This window comes from Dehalococcoidia bacterium (assembly GCA_022449765.1).
Taxonomy (GTDB): Bacteria; Chloroflexota; Dehalococcoidia; order Lucifugimonadales; family Australimonadaceae; genus UBA2963.
In genome coordinates this window covers 1-21,406 of record JAKUPZ010000004.1, presented here as the reverse complement: position 1 = coordinate 21,406, position 21,406 = coordinate 1, and the positions used below count along the sequence as shown (strand labels likewise).

The following is a 21,406-nucleotide window of genomic DNA, read 5'->3' as shown; positions in this document are numbered from 1 at the left end:
TTTCTCCTAAATATCATCTAACGCTGCCACGCCAGGAAGTACTTTCCCTTCCAAAAACTCAAGAGACGCTCCTCCACCAGTTGAAACATGAGACATGCAAGTTTCTAACCCTAAATGAGTAACAGCCTCAGATGTTGAACCTCCTCCAATGACTGTAACGGCATGTGACATGGAAAGGTGATTAGCGATTTCTTTTGTGCCAGTATCGAACGGTGGGACTTCAAAAACACCCATAGGCCCATTCCATACAACAGTGTTCATTGAGCTTAGAATTCTTACATAATTGTTTGCAGTTGCCGGCCCGATGTCTAGGATCATTGAGCTGGCAGGAATATCGGTCACATTAGCAATTGTAGTTTCTACATTGGCTTCAATTTTATCTGCGGTTAAAACATCAACAGGCAAATGTATATGGGTTCCAACTTCATGCGCTTTATTTAAAAGGTTCACGCAAAAATCAACCATCTCATTCTCTAAAAGAGATGCCCCAACATTGTACCCCTGCGCATGAAGAAAAGTCGCAGCCATGCCACCACCTACTAATATGTTATCGGCATGCCCAAGCAGCCTATCCAATATTTGTATTTTGTCACTGACTTTTGCACCACCAAACAGAGCTGCTAATGGTCTTTTAGGATCATTCAAAACCGCGCCAAGAAAAGACAATTCCTTCTCCATCAAGAGGCCTGCTACTGCGGTTACATGATGCGCGATCCCTTCAGTTGAAGCATGTGCTCTGTGGGCCGTACCAAAGGCATCATTGACGAAAACGTCTGCCATTTTGGCTAAAGACATTGCAAACGGCCCATCATTCGTTTCTTCTTGTGGGGAAAACCTAATGTTTTCGAGTAACACTACTTCACCCTGGCGTATAGATGAGATATTTAACGTTTGATTCTCTTCATCAGATGTGTACCTGATCTCTTTGTCCAGCAGTGTGGCAAGCCTTTCAGCAATTGGCTTAAGCCGTAGGTCTTCGTCTATTCTTCCGTTTGGGCGTCCAAGATGTGAGCATAGAATTATAGACGCTCCATTTTCGAGCAAATACTCTATGGTGGGAATTGCTTCTTGTATTCGCGTATCATCCGAAATTACGCCTGAGCCATGCACAAAAGGAACATTAAAATCGGCTCTGACAAATGCACATTTCCCATGCCAATCAATGTCCCGAATAGTTTTTTTGCTCACTTTTGCCCCACCAGATTTTCTATAAGTTCATTCCAACGATCAGTGGCTGTTGAATTTAAATTTAAGGACTGGAGTAAGGTTTTAGCATATATTTTTTGCTCTTCAACAAAAAGCTCTGTTTTTTCTTTAGCTCCAAGGCTCTCTAAGATCGCCTTAATTGCTGCTAAATCATCAATGTCCATCACCCGCTTGAAGTAATAGCCCCCGAGTTCTCTTTTTTGAGGCAAGGGAGCGTCTTCTAGCCCTACCACAATGGGGTACAACTTGCTCTTATTTAGTGCTCGCCCTGATTGTCGCGAAGGATTCCAAATGGCCTCAATTTCTTCAGATACTAGAGACGCTACGCCTATTGCCTCTCCAAGTTTTTGCATTATTTGGACTTCAGCCTGTTTGGCACCTGACGCAATTGCCCCTAAGGATAATGCACCTCCCAAGAGAGAACCGTATTTCGCCTTCGCCATTTTCATATACTCTTTTACACTGACATCAATGCGTTCTTGTAGTTCCAAATCAATATATTGACCCTCATAATATGAGAGTGCTGACGAATCTAACGAACCCACTGCTGCCAATAATGATTCAGTTTGTAAACTCTTTTCAGCAGTGAACAAACTTAGTCTTGCGAGTGCATGCAAACCATCACCGACATTAATGGATTGCGCGGGGCCCCAAAGCCACCAAACTGCGCTTCGGCCATACCTATATTGGTTTGCTGTTTGCATATCTTCGTGGGTTTGGATGGATTCCTTTAACAATTCTATAGCTGCAGCTATAGGCGCTTTCTTCACTAAATCCGAATCAAATAAATAAGCAGATTCTAGGCATAAGCATCCGTAGAGACGCTCATTGTCACTGATTTGAGGTTCACCGCTTTCGTCGATCCACCCAAGTTGAAAATGCATCATTCGATAAAGCGCAAGAGTTCGATCTGATGGAATTTCGAAGCTATCCTTGAGGGCTTGTTCAACTAGGGGTCTGTGAGATGATAAAAGTTCAGATAAGCGATCACGATTCATGTTACTCGTCTCCACCTGCATGAGACTGCGTGACATCGCACACTTTCCGGATCTCTGCGATCGAGAGCACCCCGGCTCGCAACACTTTTGGCGGTGTCTGTGTTGTATCAATAATGGTTGATGGTAAATTGCTAGGGCTTGGCCCTCCGTCAAGTATCAAGCTTAGGCGATTGCCTAATTGCTTTTGTACCTCTTGGGCTGAAGTAGGCTCCTGCCCGTTGTGGCGGTTAGCACTAGTGCCAGTAATAGGCGAGCCTAGGGCCTGAATTAATGCTTGCGGGCATGGATGGTCCGGTAATCTAACACCTACAGTATCTCCTCCTCCAGTAATCAATGACGGGAGATCTGGGTGCCGCTTCATTACGAGAGTAAGTTTGCCTGGCCAAAAAGCTTTGGCAAGTTTCAATGCATCATTTGATATATCAATAGCAACTTCGCCTAATTGCGTTTCTGAAGCAATGAGGACAGGAACTGCCTGATCCCTACTTCTAGCTTTTATTACAAACATTGTCGAAATTGAAGAGTAGTTGAATACCGAAGCACCCAGTCCGTAGACGGTGTCTGTTGGGTATGCTATTACACCACCTTCGCGTAATAAAATTGAAGCAATTGACCGATTGTTTGGGTTGTCAGCTACAAGGGGCATATCAAGCCTTCTTAAGTTGCAGCGAGTATATCACTCAAACAATTATAAAGGCTTAATCACTTGAAATTGACCAACATGTTAGACGATGCTACTTTTAGGTTGCTCAGCGAGAACAAAATGCCCGACAAAGAAAACTCCAGAAACGAATCTAGCGATACTCATAGAGTCGCAACTACTGGCGATCTTGAGGTTTCGACTTATCTTGAAATTGCTCAAGAGAGAGAAGGCACGTCTAGTAGTGCTCCTGTATTTCCTGAACCAATACGTATGCCGGAGGCTATAGCGGTAGTAGATTTTGGATCCCAATACAGCCGTTTAATTGCGCGTAGGATTCGAGAACAGAATGTCTACTGTGAACTGATTTCACCTAAAGCTTCGCGTGAGGCTATCAGCAATCTCAATTTAAAAGGCATTATTCTTTCAGGGGGGCCGTCTTCGGTATACGAAGACAATGCGCCTATGGCACAACCTTGGGTATTTGACATGGGTGTACCAGTACTAGGTATTTGCTACGGGATGCAGCTCATTGCTCATCAATTAGGTGGCGAGGTGGCGCCTGCTACTGAACGTGAATACGGATTTGCAGTCATACACAAAAATAACCCTAGTACATTGTTTGAAAACTTGGACGAAGAGCTAGCAGTTTGGATGAGCCATGGTGACAGGATCAGCAATTTACCTCCTGGATTTAATTCCATAGCGTATAGCGAGAATTCACCTGTTGCAGCAATGGCCAATGATTCGAATATATTTGGCATTCAATTTCACCCTGAAGTTGTTCACACTCCGCAAGGGACTGAAGTTTTAAGGAACTTCGCCTACAAGATCTGTAATATTGCAGGCGATTGGACACCAGGTAATTTCGTCTCAGAAACCATCGAAAGAATAAAAAAACAAGTAGGTAGTGGCAAAGTAATTTGTGCGCTATCAGGCGGAGTGGACTCTGCAGTTACTGCAAAGCTTGTACATGAGGCAATTGGAGATCAATTAACTTGTATTTTTGTAAATAACGGGCTGCTCCGGCGTGAGGAGCCTGAGCGGGTACGTCAAGTTTTCCAAGATAGTTTAGGGTTGAATTTGATATATGTAGACGCAGAAGAAAGATTCTTAACCGCGTTAGCAGGTATCGCGGACCCTGAAGAAAAACGAAAAACTATTGGAGCTGAATTCATAAATATATTTGAGGAACAAGCTGGAGCCTTGGGCTCAGTAGACTTCTTAGCACAAGGAACTCTTTACCCGGATGTTATCGAAAGCCAAACATCTGAAAGTACTGCTGCCCATAAGATAAAAACCCATCATAATGTAGGCGGTTTGCCTGAACGAATGAAGCTGAAATTGGTAGAGCCGTTACGATATTTGTTCAAAGACGAAGTCAGGCTTGCCGGCGCCGAGTTGGGCCTGCCTTCAACTATTTTGAACCGGCAGCCCTTTCCAGGACCTGGGTTAGCAATACGCGTGATTGGTGATGTCACTTTTGCAAAACTGGAGGCGCTCCGGGCGGCAGATTGGATCGTTATGGACGAAATAAAAAATGACAGGCTCTACGAAAATTTGTGGCAAAGTTTTGCAGTCTTAACAGACACTAGGACAGTAGGAGTTATGGGAGACCAAAGGACGTATCAGCATGTGGTAGCACTACGTGCTGTAACAAGTGACGATGCCATGACTGCTGATTGGGCACGGCTTCCATACGATACGCTTGCACGAATTTCTAATCGTATTGTGAATGAGGTACCAAGCGTTAACCGTGTGGTGTACGACATTACTAGCAAACCTCCTGGTACGATTGAATGGGAATGAACGTGGACATTGATAAATTTGTAGCTAGCTACCCCGATTTTCCTGAAGCGGGAATATTATTCAGAGATATAAGTCCATTGTTAAAGTCACCCGAAGCGATGTCTTGGTCCAAAACTAATCTAGCTACTGCCATTGAACATTGGTCTCCTGACTATATCGCCGGAATTGATGCGAGAGGGTTTTTGTTTTCTGCGCTTGTCGCGGACGTATTGAATATAGGCTCAATCATGGTTAGAAAGATTGGTAAGTTGCCCGGGCAACTAGAATCTAGAAAATATAGCTTGGAATACGGGATAGATGGGCTTTCCATCAAGCAAGATGCTGATTTGAAGGACGCGCGTGTTGTTTTGATGGATGACTTACTTGCCACTGGCGGCACATTAAGCTGCGCAAAGGAATTGATTGAGTCACAAGGCGCGCAAGTCGTCGGCTGCGCGGTTGTAGTAGAGCTCTTAAACTTGAAAGGCAAAGACACACTCAACTGCCCAATTTTTTCCTTAACCCAATATGACGACTAAATTCACTAAAGAACATACTCTTATAGTGGTTGCGCTAGAACAAGAGTTACCTAAATCTCTCGTTCCTGATTGGAATGTTTGCTATACAGGTGTGGGAAAAGTGAACGCAATGATTGGAGTTCAGAAAGCAGTAAAAATTCATTCTCCTAGAACATTAATAAATTATGGGACCGCAGGAGCGGTCAATAAAAATATTTCTGGACTGCATGAAGTGACGGTATTAGAGCAACGGGACATGGACGCAAGGAGCTTAGGCTTTAAAATAGGGCAAACACCATTTGATCCTATCGATACTATAGAACTGGGCAGGGCAGGACTAAGCTGCGGTAGCGGCGATAACTTTGTTACTGACGGAGATATTTTGTATACAGATTTGGTAGATATGGAGGCTTATGCTCTAGCTAAATATAGCCTTGCTAATGAACTAGATTTTTTTTGCTACAAATATGTTTCTGATCAAGCAGATGAAAATGCAGTAGATCGTTGGAGTGACCCAGAATGGCTAAGTCAAATGTTTTTTGCAGGCGCGAACTTATTCATTCAAAATGTGCTTGAAGAAACGAATATTTAATCGAATAATACGAGCTGTTCATGAATCGTCATAAAAATAACAACTTATCTGTAGGCGTTATTGGTAAAGATAATCACGCGCTTCGGCTCATAAAAATCTTGGAAAAATCCGATTTAGTGGAAGATATAAAAATCTACTATCACCGTGATTACAAAGGCATAGACCCTAGAGTTACCAATGATTTACAAACACTCTTTTCTTGCAACGCTATTATTATTGCAAGCCCTACACCATCGCACGTTGAATACATACAGAAATTAACCAAATTCACAGGATATATTTTGGTTGAAAAGCCGCTTGTTACGAACATCGAAAACTCAAAGTATTTGTTAAATCTCAATCTAGAAGCAAAGCAGAGGATTAAAGTAAATTACTCATTTATTGATTCGCCAGTTTTCAGGAAAATAAAAGAAATTGTTACAAAAAACCGATTAGGGGCTCCTATAGAAATGGCTATTCGCATGGGGCATGGATTCGCATACTCCGATAAATATATAAAGAACTGGAGATCAACGCTCAGTACGAATGGGGTTGCTGAACAAACCGGAGTACATTTTATAAATGCGGCTATTCATCTTTTTGGTGGAATCGTAAATGGGAACATTAAATCTGAAAATTTCTCAGGAAATGGTGACGTCCCAGATACCTCTATGATAACCCTTGATATGGCGAACAAAGCGCGTGTAAATATATTCGTGAGCTATTCAGTGCCGTACCAATTTGATTTGCTTTTGACTTGCACAGACGGTCTATACCGTTACGATGGAGTAGCAGAGCACATTCATGAGCCAAGGAATTATTATGACGAAGACGGTAGATTTATTTCACCGCCTAAAACTTACGAAAATTCCATATCCTACAGAGATAATTGGGATATTGGCCTCGAAAACTCAATCACCGAATTTCTAAAAAGCACGATTAGTCAGGAGCCTTTGAATTTAGAGTCTTTGAACATAGCCTTATCTACTATGGAGCCAATTTTTGAAAATAAAATTCATACGAACTAAGAGAAGATCATATCGATGCGCTTGCTAGTAGTAGGTAGTGGTGCGAGGGAGCATGCAATTGTTTGGAAGCTTTCTATTAGCCCCAAAAAACCAGAAATTTTTGTAGCACCTGGTAATGCTGGTACGGGCGCATTAGCAATAAATGTGCCAATTGCACTCGATGATATCGATAAATTAATTTTATTCGCGAAAGAAAACGATATAGATCTAACCGTAGTAGGACCGGAAATTCCATTGGTTAACGGGATAGTTGATCGCTTTCAAGATGAAGGATTACGTATTTTTGGTCCTTCTCAAAAAGCAGCTCGAATCGAAGGCAGCAAGTCATTTTCTAAAGAGATAATGAGAGCAGCGAATGCTCCTACTGCTCCATTTATGGTTTTTGATAACTATTCAGATGCTAGAGAATATGTTCTCGAGCATGGCGCGCCTATAGTAATAAAAGCAGATGGGTTAGCAGCAGGCAAAGGTGTTGTAGTCGCTCAGTCTATTGATGATGCTCTTGAGGCATTACACAATATGATGATTGAAAATATATTTGGGTCCTCGGGGCATTGCGTAGTCATTGAAGATTGTTTGTCTGGGCCTGAAGTAAGCGTGTTTTGTTTTAGCGATGGTAAAAATACATCTTCACTTGTTGCCGCATGCGATTATAAAAGAGCTTACGACGGTAACGAAGGGCCAAACACTGGTGGAATGGGTGGCTACAGCCCGCCACCTTGGTGGAGTCATAACCTTGAACAGGAAATTAAAGAAACTTGCATTCAGCCTGTGATTGACCAATTGGCTCTGGACGGTTCGCCTTATATTGGCGTTTTATATGGAGGCTTGATGCTAACAGAGCAAGGTCCCTCAATTATTGAGTTTAATGCGCGATTGGGTGACCCAGAGGCAGAATTTATCTTGCCTCGCCTTGAAAATGACTTGATTGACGTAATCGACGCTGTTCTTGACGGCAACTTAGAAAATCTGCAATTACGGTGGGAAAATGACTTCGTAGTAGGAGTTGTCATTGCATCAGGTGGCTATCCGGGGACTTATCAAACAGGTTATATAATTGAAGGTTCTAATGAAAAATCCGATGACGGTATGATCTTCCATGCAGGTACTCAATTACGTGATGGAGTGATCTCTACCGCAGGAGGAAGAGTCCTGACTGCTATAGGAAAAGCAGCTACAATGGAAGGAGCTCGTGCTAGTGCATACAAATTAGTGCGCTCTGTTAAATTTACCGGCAAAGAATTTCGCACAGATATTGCACAATTCTAATTAATACAAAATTATTAAATAATTGAGAGGAGTACCCGTGCCAAAAGTAGGAATAATTGTAGGGAGCGCTACAGATCAACCAGTGATGGAAGATACCAAAAAAACACTAGGCGATTTGGGAATTGACGCAGATCTGATAGTCGCCTCTGCACATCGAAACCCGAAAAAAGTTGAAGAGTATATTATGACGGCTCAAAAAGAAGGGGTTGAAGTATTTGTCGCCGCAGCAGGAGGTGCAGCTGCACTTCCTGGTGTGGTTGCTTCTCATACAACGCTACCCGTTATCGGAGTACCTATTGCCTCAAGCGAAATGGGAGGGGGAGTCGATGCGCTTTATTCTATTGTGCAGATGCCTCCTGGCATCCCAGTTGCAACTGTAGCGATAGGGTCTTGGGGTGCACGTAATGCCGCATTGCTTGCTGCTGAAATTTTAGGAATAAAATACCCTGAAATTCGAGAAGAAGTGGAACAGTATCGCGAGCGACTTAGGCAGCGCTAAAGGAATTAATTCTCTTGTTGACTATCCTATGCGACTTTGACGATACAGTGGCTGCTGCAAATGTTGGCCAATCGATATTCAAACGTTTTCAGCCTGATGTAATGCTCCCAGGCGTAGTGCCATGGGAAGAAATTCGTAATAGGTATTCCGACCGGGAAATATCCTTGGCGAAATACCAAGAATTAGCATTTTTGCAACTGGATCAAAGTAAGACCATTATTGAAAACTTTGTACGAGAGAGTAGGCCTCTTCGATCAGGATTTAAAGAGTTGGTCGAATTTTGTAATAACAATGATATTGCTATTGCAATAACCAGCCATGGATTAGATTTTTACATTACTGCCGCTTTAGATTCTGAGGACATTAATATTCCTATTCATTCGGTAGAAACCTATTTCGAAAAGTCAGAAATGACATTTAAGTACCCGTACGCAGACAAATCCTGTTTCGCGTGGCCAGGCAATTGTAAATGCAAAATGTTAGAACAATACCAAGGTTCAGGCGATACGATAATCTATGCAGGCGATAGTACTTCAGATGCGTGCCCTGCTCTGCGTGCGGACTATGTCTTTGCAAGAGATTGGCTTGTTACATTTTGTACAGACAATGCCATCAACTATCAGAAACTTGGTAGTTTCTACGATATTATTGATTATGCAAAGAAAACGATTGGAGATTACAAATGATTGATCGTTATGCACTTGAACCGATGAAAAGTATTTGGTCGGACGATGGCAAATATGATCGATGGCTCGCTGTAGAACTAGCTGTATGCGAGGCTTGGGCAAAGCTTGGAACAATCCCCCAACAGGATATAGAAAAAATACGCAATGCCTCTTGGGATTCTAAGAAACTGGAAGAAAAATTCGCTGAAACTAAGCACGACGTTACTGCATTTCTCTATTCAATAACCTCTAATTTAGGCCCTGAAGGAAGATGGGTTCATTTAGGGCTTACCTCAAACGATGTGTGGGACACTGCCACTGGACTTCAACTTAAAGATTCCGCGAAAATCCTGCTTGACGGGGTCGATGCTTTGATTGATGCCATTCAAATTCAGGCCAAAGAGCATAAATACACGCTAATGATGGGCCGTACACATGGCGTCCATGCTGAACCTACCACCTTTGGCCTCAAATTAGCTTTGTGGTGGGATGAAATGCGTCGCAATCGAGATCGGCTTATCCATGCGACAAAACAAATTAGCGTAGGTAAAATTTCAGGCGCAGTTGGAACGCATGCTACAGTACCTCTAGAGATAGAGTCGTTTGCATGTGATGCATTAGGTATTGATTACGCTCCATTATCGAACCAAATTGTACAAAGAGATCGTCATGCTTATTTTCTTACGACGCTAGCAGTAATCGCGGCTTCACTAGAGAAATTTGCTACAGAGATAAGGGGCCTGCAGCGAACTGAGGTGCACGAAGTGGAAGAGCCATTTGGCGAAGGACAAACTGGATCGTCAGCTATGCCACATAAGCGTAATCCAGATTTATCTGAAAGAGTTTGCGGACTTGCCAGGCTAATACGAGGCAATTCAATTACAGGGCTTGAAAATGTCGCTTTATGGCATGAACGCGATATTTCACACTCCTCAGCTGAGCGAATTATATTGCCTGATTCTTGCATGGCCTTAGATTATATTTTGAACATCTTCACTGGAATTGTTCAGGGGATGACGGTTTTCCCCGATCGTATGATTGCCAATATAGAATCGACTCGCGGCTTACTTTTTTCGCAGAGAGTAATGCTTTCACTGGTAAACGCTGGTATGTCGCGCGATGAAGCTTATAAACTAGCGCAATCGTATGCAGCAAAAACTTGGGACGAAGGTGCTGACTTTCGGGAATTAATTAAAAATGATACTAAGGTGAAAGAGCTCATTGAGCCTTCCTCACTTGAGGAGCTTTTTGACTATACTTTTTATACGCAATGTGTCGATGCTTTGTACGAACGAGTCGGTTTAGATAAATAATTTATTATGGGATGTATATGAAACCTTTATTAGAAACACCGTTACCTGACAGACTTTATAGAGGGAAAGTTCGTGACACCTATGACTTGGGTGATGGATTGCTGCTTATGGTGGCTACTGACAGGATATCTGCTTTTGATGTTGTTCTGCCGGACGGCATTCCTGACAAAGGACGGGTGCTTTCTCGGATGTCACAATTTTGGTTTGAGCAAACTGAGGATATTGTTCCAAACCATTTCATTGGCTTAGCTGACGATCCGGAGGTACAAGATAGATTTAAAGATAATGAATTAATTAAAAACCTTCCTGTTGAAGTCGCGCGTCAGGCGACAATTGTGAAGAGAGCAGAGAGAATTGACGCTGAATGCGTTGTAAGGGCTTACCTAACAGGCTCTGCGTTAGTTGATTATGATTCAACCGGGACTATTTTTGGGGTTGAGATGCCTTCAGGGTTGCAGGATGGAAGCAAGCTACCAGATTTAATGTTTACTCCTACTACAAAAGCTGAAGTAGGGCATGATGAGCCAGTCACAATTGCTGAGTTAGGTGAAATGGTTGGAATTGAGCTTGCTAGTAGATTACAGGAGCTATCATTTGCGGTGTTCCAACGAGCACATGATATTGCACTGGATCGGGGAATAATGCTTGCTGATACTAAATTTGAATTTGGCATGCATGATGGTCAAATTATCCTGATTGATGAAGTATTAACTCCAGATTCGAGTCGATTTTGGGACGCATCCGGGCATAATCCCGGGAAATCGCAACCAAATTTTGATAAGCAATTCGTCAGAGACTGGCTTTTGACACAAAAAGACTGGGATAGAACACCACCTGCCCCTTCATTGCCTGCAGAAATAATAGAAAAAACCCGAGAGCGCTATCTAGAAGCTTATTTGAGGCTTGTAGGTACACCGCTAGACCTTTAGCCCTAGGAGCATTGCGTGACTGCTGAAGATACAAATAATTTTGAAGAAAATATTGAGAGCCTAGAGCATGAAGAAGAACCTACTGATCAAGGCGCCACTGCTCGAGGAGTTCCTAAAAAAGCAAAACTTCCGTCTCGGAATACTGTAGCGAGACATGAACGACGGCTTAGATCTGAGGCAAAAAAGACTCGCAAACGTAGGCTCTATACCGCAGGTGGTAGCCTTATTGCTATTGCTTTAATAGCAGGACTTGTTTTGCCATCTATAGGTGGCGGAGTTAGATCTGGCTCTGATAATCAAGACGTAGTAGTTAAAGAGCTAGTAGGTACGCAAATTGCCATTCAGCCTGGCGGTGTTGTATCTGACACATCATCTATTTCATATTCTACGACTCCTCCAACCTCCGGACCAAGATTGGAATTAGCAGCAGATTGGGGTGTACATGACAAACAGATTTCTGACGGGCAAGCCGTTAGAAATCTTGAATACGGAGCTGTAATTTTTAATCATGGTTTGTCAGATGCAGATGCGGTTAAACTGGCAGACTTTGCACGACAGCAGCCAGGGTATCCGGGGTGTTTACTTGTAAACCCTCATAACGGACTGGATTCAGGAGAGGTCGTGATGACTTCTTGGGGTTGGCTGCAGGAAACGAAAGTTGATGACCAAGAAAGTATGCAAGCATTTGTGGATGACCATCTTAATAAAGGACCTTTATTCATGGGCAGTACCTGCGGGGCTAGTGGGTAACAATGTTATTCAGGGCAACGATCAAGATTATGCTTAAGCAAAGCGTGAACGATCCTCAGGGTAATGCTGTATTGACTGGATTAAATTCATTGGGCTTTAAATCTGTTGAAAACGTGCGAGTTGGGAAATTTATTGCTATCGATTTGCAAGCTTCTAATGAACAATCTGCTGAGTCTCAAGTAACTGACATGTGCGAAAAATTACTTGCGAATACGGTCATAGAATCATTTGATTTTGTTCTGGATGAGATAACGACTTAAGAGATCGACCCTTTTGTACTTGGTATCGTATTTGCAGATCTTTCATCACGCCCAGTTGCATCACGTAAGGCTTTTGCCAATCCTTTGAATGCAGCTTCTGCTCGGTGATGCGCGTTGATTCCCTCTAATACATTGATGTGTAATGTCATGCGTGCTTCTACTGCAAACGATTCAAGAAAATGCCTTAATAAATCGCCTGGTAAATCAGCAATATTTGTACCTGTTATACCCAAGTCAACTGCAGCATAGCCGCGTCCACTTAAATCAAGGGCAACCCGGGCGAGAGCTTCGTCCAGAGGAACCAATGCGTGCCCCATTCGTCTAATACCTGCGCCGTTGCATAGCGCGTCGGAGAATGCCCTGCCTAATGCAATGCCACAATCCTCAACCGTATGATGCCAGCCTGTTAAAGCACTGTCGCCTTTTGCTTGGAGTTCAATGTCAATTAACCCATGGCGTGTAAGCTGGTTAATCATGTGATCGAGTACGCCGTTGCCAGAAGATATGTTTGATTCTCCTGTTCCATCTAAATTGATTGAAACGGAAATCTCTGTTTCGCCTGTGGTCCTACTGTAATTACCTTTTCGGGCTTCCATATAACACCTACACTAAAGTCTTCAGCGCTACGATTAGCTTGTTGGTTTGCTCTGTTGTACCTACACTAATGCGCAGGTAATTTTCTAAGCGCCCTTCCGAATAGTATCTCACTGCTATGCCTTTTTGAGCGAGCCCTTCGTATACCATTTTTGCGCGACCTTCAGCAATATGACATAGGATGAAATTGGCTTGTGAGGGGAGAGGGTCTACTCCGGGTAAGTTCTCCAAGGTTTCGTACAACCGATCTCTTTCCGCAATTATGACTTGCGCCCTAGAATCCAAAACCGCATGGTCTTTTAATGAAGCCAATAGCGCAATTTCTGCAGTACGTGAAACGTTATAAGGGGGCTTTCCTCTCATTAAAACATCAGCCAGGGCAGTATTCATTACCCCATACCCTACCCTTAATCCAGCAAGCCCACCCCATTTACTCAATGTTCGGAGGATAATTAAATTTGGATACTTATTAATTAATCCCATAGCAGTTTGATTACTAAATTCTGCATATGCCTCATCCAATACAAGTAATGAGCCGGAGTCAAGTAAAACCTCGATATCTGCAAGGGGAGTTAAATTGCCTGTTGGGTTATTGGGGGATACAACTACTATTATTTTGGCTTTGCTTGCACATGCCATTACTTCATGAACAGGTATTTCAAATGAAGAACCCCTGGGTATAGAAATAGTATTAGCCCCACAAATCTGGGCCGTTACTGGGTACATCCCAAAAGTGGGCACTGCATTAATAATTGCATCGCCGTCCGATAGAACTGCACGGAACACCAGATCAATTATTTCATCACTACCATTGCCAACTACGACATTATGTGGATCAACCTTAATGTAATCCCCTATGGCTTTACGCATGGCTACTTGCGCTGGGTCGGGGTAAATGTGGACATTAGGAAGATCTCGTAGAGCCTCTAGCACCAGAGGTGAAGGACCATAAGGGTTTTCATTAGCATTGAGCTTTATGACTTCATTCTCTTGAATGCCTGCAGCTTCAGCCAATTTCTCCGGAGGATCTACGGCTTCATAAGGTGAAAGCCTACGCCATCTATCGTGAATATAATTTAAAGGATTGATATTTGACATCAGCTCGATTGCCCCTTTTCGTCGGAAGTACTTTCAATCCCTTCAATCCGTATTGCAGCAGAGGCAGAATGTGCACTTAGACCTTCTATGCCAGCTATTTCGACAGCTGCGGGTGCAAGTTGCAGCATTGTTGAAGATGACAAATTCATTATAGGAATCTGCTTGAGAAAGGAATTAATTCCCAAGTTAGAGGCAAATCTTGCAGTACCACCAGTTGGCATCACATGACTGGGTCCAATCACATAATCCCCTAAAACTTCAGGGCTGTTTTCCCCTACGAAGATTCCACCTGCATTTTCGATTTGCGGAATGTATTTCTCTGCATCTCGTATAAGTAAACTGAGGTGCTCTGGCGCGAATACATTGGATAGCTTAATAGCCTCAGATACATCAGAAACAAGATGAATAGCGCCTTGGTTGGCCAAAGAATTTTTGATAATCGATTCCCTAGGCATATTTGCTGACTGTTCTTCAATGTGATCATTAACGAGGTTAGCTATAGCGCGTGAAAAAGTTATAAGTATTGGAGTAGCAAGATCGTCATGCTCTGCCTGTGCTAGTAAATCGGAAGCAATTATTTGTGGATTCACTGAATCATCGGCAATTATCAATGTTTCTGTAGGACCATAGAGACCATCAATGTCTACACTCCCATATACAAGCCGCTTTGCAATCGAGACAAAAATATTCCCTGGCCCGACAATCTTGTCCACCCGTGGGATACTTTCACTGCCAAATGCCATTGCAGCGATAGCTTGCGCTCCTCCAATTTGAAATACCTGATCTACTTTTGCATTAAGTGCAGCAGTTAAAACCGAATCGGTCGGATTTGGGGTACATAGAATGATTTCTTTAACCCCTGCTACGCGTGCCGGTATTGCACTCATCAGGACTGTAGATGGGTACGTTGCAGTGCCGCCAGGAATATAAATCCCAACTCTTTCGATGGGAACGTGCTTGAGCCCTACTCCCAAATTTCCATCAAACCAATCTTTTGGCAGGCATGCTTGGTGGAAATCAAAAATCCGTGACGATGAAAGCGATAAGGCCTCGCGTAAAGTTTCATTCAAATTAACTGAAGCGCTAGCCCATGTGTCACTCGGTATGTCTAGATTAACTAGCTCAGTTCCATCAATACGCTTAGTGTAGTCAAGAATTGCTTGGTCCCCATGGAGTCGGATATCTGCAATAATTCGCCATACCGCTTCAGTTGCAGAGATAGCTTCTCCAAATATTGTCGCAAGTCTATCAAGTACGTGAGACGGAAGATTAGGATCTTCCTGACTTGGGTAACGCTCCAATTCTCGAAGGCTAGTAGCGAAATTTTCAACGATTCTCATTAGCTATACCAGTCTCTGTGCTTCAATACGTTTAATTATTTCTTGGAAAAGCTCTGTTTTTTTATCTGATTGACTTAATAATCGCCGATTTGCAATTAAAGCTCCCTCTGATTGAACTACAGTTCCATCAGCGACTTGCTTTAAATGATTTTCGCGCAAAGTCTGACCACTAGCAGTCAAATCAACTATGAAATCTGCGTAGCCCATACTTGGAGCAGGTTCTACTGTTCCTGATAAAACTGATAGCAAAAAATAATTAACGTCATGTCGGTAGAGGAATTTACGTGTCAATGAAGGATACTTTGTAGCCACACGCAATTCTCTATTGGTTTCTTGGAATATCACAGCTAAGTCTGCTAAGTCAGACATGGATTCAACATCGACCCAACTCTCAGGGACCGCTACAACTAATGCGCATTTGCCAAAGCCTAAATTGGGAATTACCACTGCTGCGTCACTATCATCAATACGGCTTTCAGCAAAGCGGTCATACCCAACAATTCCTATATCTGCGTCACCTGCTTCTACCCTGCTCGAAATATCTGCGGTCCGTTGAAAGACAATTTCCACTGAAGATATCGACGTTAACTTGCCAGTGTAGCCACGAGCACTTGGCCTGCGAACGTGCATGTCGCATTCGGCTAAGAAATCTAAAGTTTCTTGGTACATTGCTCCATCACTCGGTATTACCAAACGTAAAATTTCAGATGCAGAGCTAGATAAATTGCTCATTGACTTGGCCATCCTGCCCTACCCTCATAATAGTTTGAATATCACGCTGCTTTGCATATTTTGCAGCGCTAGCATCATCTTTGCACTCAAGGTCGATTTCAGCAAAAAACCCTTGTGCCCGCAATCTCTCTGCTGTAGCGACAGCTTCGCTCATTGCAGTTTCTTGCGCGGTGACGAGTATTTTTGCGGGAGTTTCTTCTAAATCTAGGTCATAGTCCTTGGGGAGCAAATTGGCTACTTGCTCCAAATTTAATGCAAAACCCATTGCTGGTAATGATTTTTTCCCTCCCAATGCTTCAATCAACCCATCATATCGACCTCCCCCACCTATTGAACGGCCGATCTTAATCCGCGGGTTTTCAATATCGAAAATGATTCCAGTGTAATATGCAATCCCTCGCGCAGAGGCTAGGTCTAAAATAAGAGGGACATTTTTCATGTCATAATGCCCCAGTGAGTCAAAGAATGAATCGATTGGATCGAAAACATTTTCGGGAATTGAATATGCTTTTGCGAGCTTTGTCAGTTTCTTCCTAGCAACAAGTGGAGGCCCTGCAAGTGCTATTAATTCCTTGCATAACTCAATCGCTATATCAAAAAATTCAGCCTGACCTTCTTCTCGCAATTTCTCCAAGTACCTGGAAATTATTTCTTCAGAAGTTCGCTGTCCCAAAGCGCCGTGCATTCCATCTCCAATAAAACCTTTTATCATTTGTATGACATCTTGTTGCGGCATTTCGCGCGTGATTCGTGCAAGATCTGAATTATTACCAGAACTTAATAGTCCAAAACGACTAGCACTTTCACGTATTTGAGCTAATCCTGCCTCACCAGTTCGAAGTTGTGGAATGTTACGTAAAAGGAAGACGCCTGCTCGTTTTGAAAGCCCTAAACATTCAAGCATTTCAGAGACCACTCCCATGTGACCAATGCGTATCTTATGCCCACGAATACCGATGGTAGAGAGGCTTTGCGATGCCATGGCAACAATTTCAGCATCTGCATCAGAGCTACCTGCCCCAAGCAGTTCTGCTCCAATTTGCTGAAATTCCCCGGAAAATCCCGGTTCATAGCGAAACACAGAGCCAGAGTAGGTCCATCTTTGAGGTAATGGGCCTTTGAGGAGGCCGCTGACATAATTTTTAACCACAGAGGATGTAAATTCAGGCCTCATGCTTACTTCAGCACCACTAGGATCAGTAAATGAATACATGCGTGAAGCAAGCTCTCCTCCTGACTTTTTTAAATACAAGTCTGTTCGCTCAAGCATTGATGTAGAGAAAAGTTCATACCCTCTTCGTTCAAAAAATTTCCTGAGACGAATATTTATGTCTGAAACTAATCGTTGTTGCTGTTGGGAACTATTAGGAGGGAGGTTCATTTAATTCTCTTGATATCGCTCTTTAGTCTATTGTACCTGATAGAGTTACGCTGACAGAGTTACATCTCCTTCTTCAAGGATAGCAGCCTTACCTGAAGGCAGACGGAGGATCAACCTTCCTCGGTTGTCAATTCCTTCTGCTATTCCTGAAATTGCACCCGACCTTTGATGCACTACTATTTCTTTACCGAGAGTAGCTAAGCTCGCAGACCATTTTGCTAGGGTGTATGCTGGATTGGAACTAGCCTCTGCATACCTGTTTTGCAAATTTTGGATAACTCGTTTCTCTACCATTCGCATATCAACAATTTGATTGGTTAAGGCATACAAACTTGTTGCTGAGTCTGACAGTTCGGAATATGCACTGACATCCAAGTTAATGTTTGCTCCAATGCCAATAACAGCCGCGCATACCCCGTCTGTAGATACGCGACTTTCGAGTAATACTCCAGAAATTTTTCTTGTTGAAACCAAGACATCGTTAGGCCATTTGTACAGACATTCAACGTTTGCAAGATCGTTTAGAGTGTCAGATATAGCCAAATTGGCAGCAATCGGTATGAAAGGCAGTAGATCTAAGGGGGGGTTAAGAAGAACAGACATTGATAATGTTTCGTCGTAACCAGTTACCCACCGTCGCGAGAATCGGCCCCTACCTTGGGTTTGGCGCTTTGCCAATATAACTAGGCCATGCTCTTTGCCTAGTTCGTAATGTTCCCAGGCAATATCCATGGTTGACATGACGCTGTCAAAGCTCAATATTTCATTTCCAATTAACTGTAAATCTTTACTCATTCTGCGATTTTACTCTAGAAGGTGTAGGATGCCTAAATGCGCGTGGAAACGAAAAAAGAAGGCATATTGGACCTTCTAAATCCCAGAACATTACCTGTTTTTTTAATGTTCTTCTTTTGGGGATTTGGAACTGGCGGGTTATGGCTGGTAAGGCCATTATTTGCATATTCCGTAAGCGACTCATTCCTTCTTGTCGCCTTAGCGTCATCCGTAAGCGCTGCCCCTCGAACTTTTGTGGGTGCTCTTACAGGGTATTTAACAGATAAATTTGGGCGAAAGCCGTTTATTATTCTTGGCGCGGCTATCCACATCACTTCATTAACAGGTCAATTTTTTTCTGAAACCTACCTTCCTTTCTTCTTACTCGAAATTTTAGGAGGAACAGGGATTGCTGTTTGGCTGACTTCTTCAAATGCATTACTAGCTGATGAAACAGAGATTGCTTCCAGAGGAAGGGCCGTCGCATTGAGGCAGACTTCCTCTCGCATTGGCTTGCTTGCTGGCCCTGCAGTCGCAGGGATAGTAGCCACTGTAATATCGTTGCCATCAGTTTTCCTTTTCATTGCCATCAATAAAGTGGCCGTAATCATCGTTACTGTTTGGTGGATACGCGAGTCTCATACAAAGCGTCATACGCCTGCAGGTTCTGGAGAGACCATCACTAAGAGAAAGAGAAAATGGATTCCTAATCTTGATCTAAATATGTTCAGAAATCGCGCATTTCTAGCATTGGCTATCGGTACCTTTGCAGTCAGTATGGTGGTTGGAGGTACTGGAGTTTTCCGTACTTTCTTCCCAGTACAGGGAACTGATGTAGCTGGATTGGATGAAATTCAAGTTGGCAATTTGATTGCAATTTCAGGAATATTAGCTCTCTTTGCGGCCATTCCATCTGGTATTGCAGCCGATCGATACGGTCGAAAAAAAACATTAATTATAGGATTAATAATTACTGCGCTTTCGGTCTGGCTTATGTCAGACCTATCGAGTTTTACAGGCGCGTTAGCAGCTGTTCTGATATTTGGGCTTGCTGAAGCGATCGGAACAGGTACTGTGCAAACTTATGCCATGGATCTTGCTCCTGAGGATAAAAGAGGTGCGTTTCTTGGAGTTTGGGCTTTTTCCCAAAGCGCGGGCCAAACAGCGGGGCCATTATTTATAGGACTGATTGCGGACACAGTTAGTTTCACTAGCGCATTCTTAGCTGTTGTAGTCCTTTTACTTATCGGTACCGCGATGGTCATGGTTTTAGGTAAAGAAACATATAAGCGAACCTGACGAAATGCGATTTTTTGCTATAGCATTGCGTATGCTGCGCGAGTAGCTTAGCGATTGAGTCTACGGCAGCCCATTCCTTTGCTTAAATAAGGTGTTTCCTTGGTTCGTTTCACCGCTGTGCTAACAACAATGCTACTGATTACTATTTCGTGCTCAGGCAATCCAGCCCCGCCTTTCAGAGGTACTCTTTGGACTCCAAATACTTCTGAAATTATAAACGAAACTGACCCTACTCATTTCGAAACTTTAACGGAAGTACCTGATAATCCAAGGAAAATGTTTGATCGTAGAAGCGGATGGATTACTCTTACTCCATTTTTGTTTGAAGCAACTTTTACTAATGGTAAAACCATAGAAGTTCAGGTCAATCCTGAGTTTGTAAGCAAGAAAACCGCTAGAGAGGTAGCTCTTATGTATCTTGTTCCAATTGGTCGATTGCCTACGCTTCTTTTACAAGATGTTGATACGATTTGGCTTCACAATGGATATGCTAATTTTGGTGGAGGTAACAATAACCTGCTAATCCACCATGAGCAGGGTTTGAAATTCATGGCGCTTGGTAATTTAGAAGAAGCGTTTATTCACGAAGCGTCACATACATCACTAGACGCATACCACTACAATGATAAATGGAAAGCAGCCCAGAAAGCAGATGGGAGTTTTATTTCCACTTATGCGAGAGATTATCCAAATCGTGAAGACGTGGCCGAAAGCTTTCCTATGTACTACGCCCTGAGGTATAAGCCTACTCGTATTCCCCAATCTCTGAGGGAAACAATAATAAAAACAATGCCTAATAGAATATTATATTTTGACAAAAACCTTCCTGGTCTTGAACCAAAGCTTCCGTAGCAGGCTTCAGAATGGTTCAGTATGTAAATTCGAGCGTGGCATTAAAATAGGAAAAGGAATTTGCTTTGTCTATGAATCCGAGACCTACTCTTAAATTTGGTATATATCTCCCCAACGTAGGCTGGGAAGATGTCCCGTCGTCAGAAGAAATGAAGGCCTTTGCTGCTGATGCTGAGGCTTCTGGGTTCGATTCCGTCTGGGTGGAAGATCGGCTTCTTCATCCAGGTATCGACATACTCGAGGCGGTGACAACACTATCTTTTGTAGCCTCTTGCACTTCTCGGGTGCAACTCGGTACTAGCGTTTTGCTTTTCAACCTGCGCAACCCGATTCCACTTGCCAAGTCGCTCTCGACGCTCAATCATCTATCGGACGGCCGGCTAGTCGTTGGTGCTTCATTAGGAGGACGACCACTGGAATATGAAGCTAGTGGAATTCCAACACGTACCCGTGTCAGTAGATTTGTGGAAACGGTTGAGACTCTCCGTTCTTTCTGGGGTCAGAGTAATAGTGGAGAGGCTAATATCCCCAATGCGCTGGCGGAGTCGATGACCCCTCGACCTGAGGACAGGCCGATTCCGATCTTGATCGGAGGCAGAGTGGAGGCCGCGTTGAAACGCGCTGCACGAATCGGGAGCGGCTGGCTAGCTTCAAGCACGACTACTCCTGAGATATTCAAGCGCAATTGGGAGATCGTCACCAGCCATGCTGTGGACCTTGGTCGGGATCCGGCTTCTTTGGAGCCAGCGAAATTCTGTTACATCGACGTGGATGACTCGGAGGAGCGAGCCTTGGAACGACTCCACTCGCGTTTGCCCCGGTACTATGGCGCCCCTTACGACGCGGAACATCTCACTTTGTATGTACCTCCGGGTAAATGTATCGAAGGTGCTATGCGCCGG

General features: G+C 43.4%; 23 protein-coding genes. 14 read left to right on the top strand and 9 right to left on the bottom strand.

Going from position 1 to position 21,406, the window contains the following annotated elements:
- Positions 1-6: 6 nt before the first annotated feature.
- From MK127_02670 to MK127_02660, 3 genes are read right to left on the bottom strand one after another with little or no spacing between them, the layout of a single operon-like run.
- A complete protein-coding gene (locus MK127_02670; GenBank protein MCH2531701.1) occupies positions 7-1,188 on the bottom strand; it encodes a phosphoglycerate kinase in 1,182 nt (393 codons plus the stop codon).
- A complete protein-coding gene (locus MK127_02665; protein MCH2531700.1) occupies positions 1,185-2,204 on the bottom strand; it encodes a polyprenyl synthetase family protein in 1,020 nt (339 codons plus the stop codon). The genes MK127_02670 and MK127_02665 overlap by 4 nt, the downstream gene beginning before the upstream one ends.
- Position 2,205: 1 nt before the next feature.
- Entirely contained in the window at positions 2,206-2,850 is a 645-nt protein-coding gene (locus MK127_02660; protein ID MCH2531699.1) for a threonylcarbamoyl-AMP synthase, read from the bottom strand.
- Positions 2,851-3,117: 267 nt separating this feature from the next.
- On the opposite strand from MK127_02660, the gene guaA reads away from it, so the two are divergent.
- The 11 genes from guaA to purS are packed head-to-tail and all read left to right on the top strand — an operon-like array spanning position 3,118 to position 12,434.
- Positions 3,118-4,653 (top strand): glutamine-hydrolyzing GMP synthase, encoded by a 1,536-nt coding sequence (gene guaA / locus MK127_02655; GenBank protein MCH2531698.1) that lies wholly within the window; start codon positions 3,118-3,120, stop codon positions 4,651-4,653.
- Complete coding sequence (locus MK127_02650) at positions 4,644-5,171, top strand: adenine phosphoribosyltransferase (protein MCH2531697.1); 528 nt, start codon at positions 4,644-4,646, stop codon at positions 5,169-5,171. Before guaA ends, MK127_02650 begins: the two co-directional genes overlap by 10 nt.
- Entirely contained in the window at positions 5,161-5,742 is a 582-nt protein-coding gene (locus MK127_02645; protein ID MCH2531696.1) for a 5'-methylthioadenosine nucleosidase, read from the top strand. The genes MK127_02650 and MK127_02645 overlap by 11 nt, the downstream gene beginning before the upstream one ends.
- Before the next feature lie 20 nt (positions 5,743-5,762).
- Positions 5,763-6,749, top strand: coding sequence for a Gfo/Idh/MocA family oxidoreductase (locus tag MK127_02640; GenBank protein MCH2531695.1), 987 nt, complete (start codon positions 5,763-5,765; stop codon positions 6,747-6,749).
- Between the two features lie 15 nt (positions 6,750-6,764).
- A complete protein-coding gene (gene purD, locus MK127_02635) occupies positions 6,765-8,018 on the top strand; it encodes a phosphoribosylamine--glycine ligase (protein MCH2531694.1) in 1,254 nt (417 codons plus the stop codon).
- Between the two features lie 37 nt (positions 8,019-8,055).
- Positions 8,056-8,517 carry a 5-(carboxyamino)imidazole ribonucleotide mutase gene (gene purE / locus MK127_02630; GenBank protein MCH2531693.1) on the top strand — a complete coding sequence of 154 codons (462 nt, stop codon included), beginning with the start codon at positions 8,056-8,058 and terminating at the stop codon, positions 8,515-8,517.
- A 47-nt stretch (positions 8,518-8,564) separates the two neighbouring features.
- Positions 8,565-9,203 carry an HAD-IB family phosphatase gene (locus MK127_02625; GenBank protein ID MCH2531692.1) on the top strand — a complete coding sequence of 213 codons (639 nt, stop codon included), beginning with the start codon at positions 8,565-8,567 and terminating at the stop codon, positions 9,201-9,203.
- Positions 9,200-10,495 carry an adenylosuccinate lyase gene (gene purB, locus MK127_02620; GenBank protein ID MCH2531691.1) on the top strand — a complete coding sequence of 432 codons (1,296 nt, stop codon included), beginning with the start codon at positions 9,200-9,202 and terminating at the stop codon, positions 10,493-10,495. The genes MK127_02625 and purB overlap by 4 nt, the downstream gene beginning before the upstream one ends.
- A 17-nt stretch (positions 10,496-10,512) precedes the next feature.
- A complete protein-coding gene (locus MK127_02615; protein ID MCH2531690.1) occupies positions 10,513-11,424 on the top strand; it encodes a phosphoribosylaminoimidazolesuccinocarboxamide synthase in 912 nt (303 codons plus the stop codon).
- A gap of 15 nt (positions 11,425-11,439) precedes the next feature.
- The gene (locus MK127_02610) at positions 11,440-12,174 is read left to right on the top strand and encodes a DUF3105 domain-containing protein (protein MCH2531689.1); all 735 of its coding nucleotides are present in this window, start codon (positions 11,440-11,442) and stop codon (positions 12,172-12,174) included.
- A 29-nt stretch (positions 12,175-12,203) separates the two neighbouring features.
- A complete protein-coding gene (gene purS / locus MK127_02605) occupies positions 12,204-12,434 on the top strand; it encodes a phosphoribosylformylglycinamidine synthase subunit PurS (GenBank protein ID MCH2531688.1) in 231 nt (76 codons plus the stop codon).
- Here the strand turns inward: purS and hisB are convergent.
- The 6 genes from hisB to MK127_02575 are packed head-to-tail and all read right to left on the bottom strand — an operon-like array spanning position 12,431 to position 18,374.
- The gene (hisB, locus tag MK127_02600) at positions 12,431-13,030 is read right to left on the bottom strand and encodes an imidazoleglycerol-phosphate dehydratase HisB (GenBank protein ID MCH2531687.1); all 600 of its coding nucleotides are present in this window, start codon (positions 13,028-13,030) and stop codon (positions 12,431-12,433) included. The genes purS and hisB overlap by 4 nt on opposite strands.
- 7 nt (positions 13,031-13,037) lie before the next feature.
- Positions 13,038-14,126, bottom strand: a complete 1,089-nt coding sequence (gene hisC / locus MK127_02595; GenBank protein MCH2531686.1) for a histidinol-phosphate transaminase — start codon at positions 14,124-14,126, stop codon at positions 13,038-13,040.
- Entirely contained in the window at positions 14,126-15,466 is a 1,341-nt protein-coding gene (hisD, locus tag MK127_02590) for a histidinol dehydrogenase (GenBank protein MCH2531685.1), read from the bottom strand. The genes hisC and hisD overlap by 1 nt, the downstream gene beginning before the upstream one ends.
- A 3-nt stretch (positions 15,467-15,469) precedes the next feature.
- A complete protein-coding gene (gene hisG, locus MK127_02585) occupies positions 15,470-16,198 on the bottom strand; it encodes an ATP phosphoribosyltransferase (GenBank protein MCH2531684.1) in 729 nt (242 codons plus the stop codon).
- Positions 16,182-17,579, bottom strand: a complete 1,398-nt coding sequence (locus MK127_02580) for a histidine--tRNA ligase family protein (protein ID MCH2531683.1) — start codon at positions 17,577-17,579, stop codon at positions 16,182-16,184. Before MK127_02580 ends, hisG begins: the two co-directional genes overlap by 17 nt.
- Positions 17,580-17,624: 45 nt before the next feature.
- Positions 17,625-18,374, bottom strand: a complete 750-nt coding sequence (locus MK127_02575; GenBank protein MCH2531682.1) for a biotin--[acetyl-CoA-carboxylase] ligase — start codon at positions 18,372-18,374, stop codon at positions 17,625-17,627.
- A gap of 36 nt (positions 18,375-18,410) precedes the next feature.
- On the opposite strand from MK127_02575, the gene MK127_02570 reads away from it, so the two are divergent.
- The 3 genes from MK127_02570 to MK127_02560 form a co-directional block, all read left to right on the top strand.
- Complete coding sequence (locus MK127_02570; GenBank protein MCH2531681.1) at positions 18,411-19,652, top strand: MFS transporter; 1,242 nt, start codon at positions 18,411-18,413, stop codon at positions 19,650-19,652.
- Between the two features lie 129 nt (positions 19,653-19,781).
- Positions 19,782-20,504, top strand: coding sequence for a hypothetical protein (locus MK127_02565; GenBank protein MCH2531680.1), 723 nt, complete (start codon positions 19,782-19,784; stop codon positions 20,502-20,504).
- Between the two features lie 71 nt (positions 20,505-20,575).
- On the top strand, positions 20,576-21,406 hold an 831-nt coding region (locus MK127_02560), incomplete at its 3' end, for an LLM class flavin-dependent oxidoreductase (GenBank protein MCH2531679.1).

Excerpts from the sequence above, each read along its gene's own strand:
- MK127_02665 (MCH2531700.1), bottom strand. The coding sequence starts at position 2,204 with ATGAATCGTGATCGCTTATCTGAACTTTTATCATCTCACAGACCCCTA.
- MK127_02660 (MCH2531699.1), bottom strand. The coding sequence starts at position 2,850 with ATGCCCCTTGTAGCTGACAACCCAAACAATCGGTCAATTGCTTCAATT.
- guaA (MCH2531698.1), top strand. The coding sequence starts at position 3,118 with ATGCCGGAGGCTATAGCGGTAGTAGATTTTGGATCCCAATACAGCCGT.
- MK127_02650 (MCH2531697.1), top strand. The coding sequence starts at position 4,644 with ATGGGAATGAACGTGGACATTGATAAATTTGTAGCTAGCTACCCCGAT.
- MK127_02645 (MCH2531696.1), top strand. The coding sequence starts at position 5,161 with ATGACGACTAAATTCACTAAAGAACATACTCTTATAGTGGTTGCGCTA.
- MK127_02640 (MCH2531695.1), top strand. The coding sequence starts at position 5,763 with ATGAATCGTCATAAAAATAACAACTTATCTGTAGGCGTTATTGGTAAA.
- purD (MCH2531694.1), top strand. The coding sequence starts at position 6,765 with ATGCGCTTGCTAGTAGTAGGTAGTGGTGCGAGGGAGCATGCAATTGTT.
- purB (MCH2531691.1), top strand. The coding sequence starts at position 9,200 with ATGATTGATCGTTATGCACTTGAACCGATGAAAAGTATTTGGTCGGAC.
- MK127_02615 (MCH2531690.1), top strand. The coding sequence starts at position 10,513 with ATGAAACCTTTATTAGAAACACCGTTACCTGACAGACTTTATAGAGGG.
- purS (MCH2531688.1), top strand. The coding sequence starts at position 12,204 with ATGCTTAAGCAAAGCGTGAACGATCCTCAGGGTAATGCTGTATTGACT.
- hisB (MCH2531687.1), bottom strand. The coding sequence starts at position 13,030 with ATGGAAGCCCGAAAAGGTAATTACAGTAGGACCACAGGCGAAACAGAG.
- hisC (MCH2531686.1), bottom strand. The coding sequence starts at position 14,126 with ATGTCAAATATCAATCCTTTAAATTATATTCACGATAGATGGCGTAGG.
- hisD (MCH2531685.1), bottom strand. The coding sequence starts at position 15,466 with ATGAGAATCGTTGAAAATTTCGCTACTAGCCTTCGAGAATTGGAGCGT.
- hisG (MCH2531684.1), bottom strand. The coding sequence starts at position 16,198 with ATGAGCAATTTATCTAGCTCTGCATCTGAAATTTTACGTTTGGTAATA.
- MK127_02580 (MCH2531683.1), bottom strand. The coding sequence starts at position 17,579 with ATGAACCTCCCTCCTAATAGTTCCCAACAGCAACAACGATTAGTTTCA.
- MK127_02575 (MCH2531682.1), bottom strand. The coding sequence starts at position 18,374 with ATGAGTAAAGATTTACAGTTAATTGGAAATGAAATATTGAGCTTTGAC.
- MK127_02570 (MCH2531681.1), top strand. The coding sequence starts at position 18,411 with ATGCGCGTGGAAACGAAAAAAGAAGGCATATTGGACCTTCTAAATCCC.
- MK127_02565 (MCH2531680.1), top strand. The coding sequence starts at position 19,782 with ATGCTACTGATTACTATTTCGTGCTCAGGCAATCCAGCCCCGCCTTTC.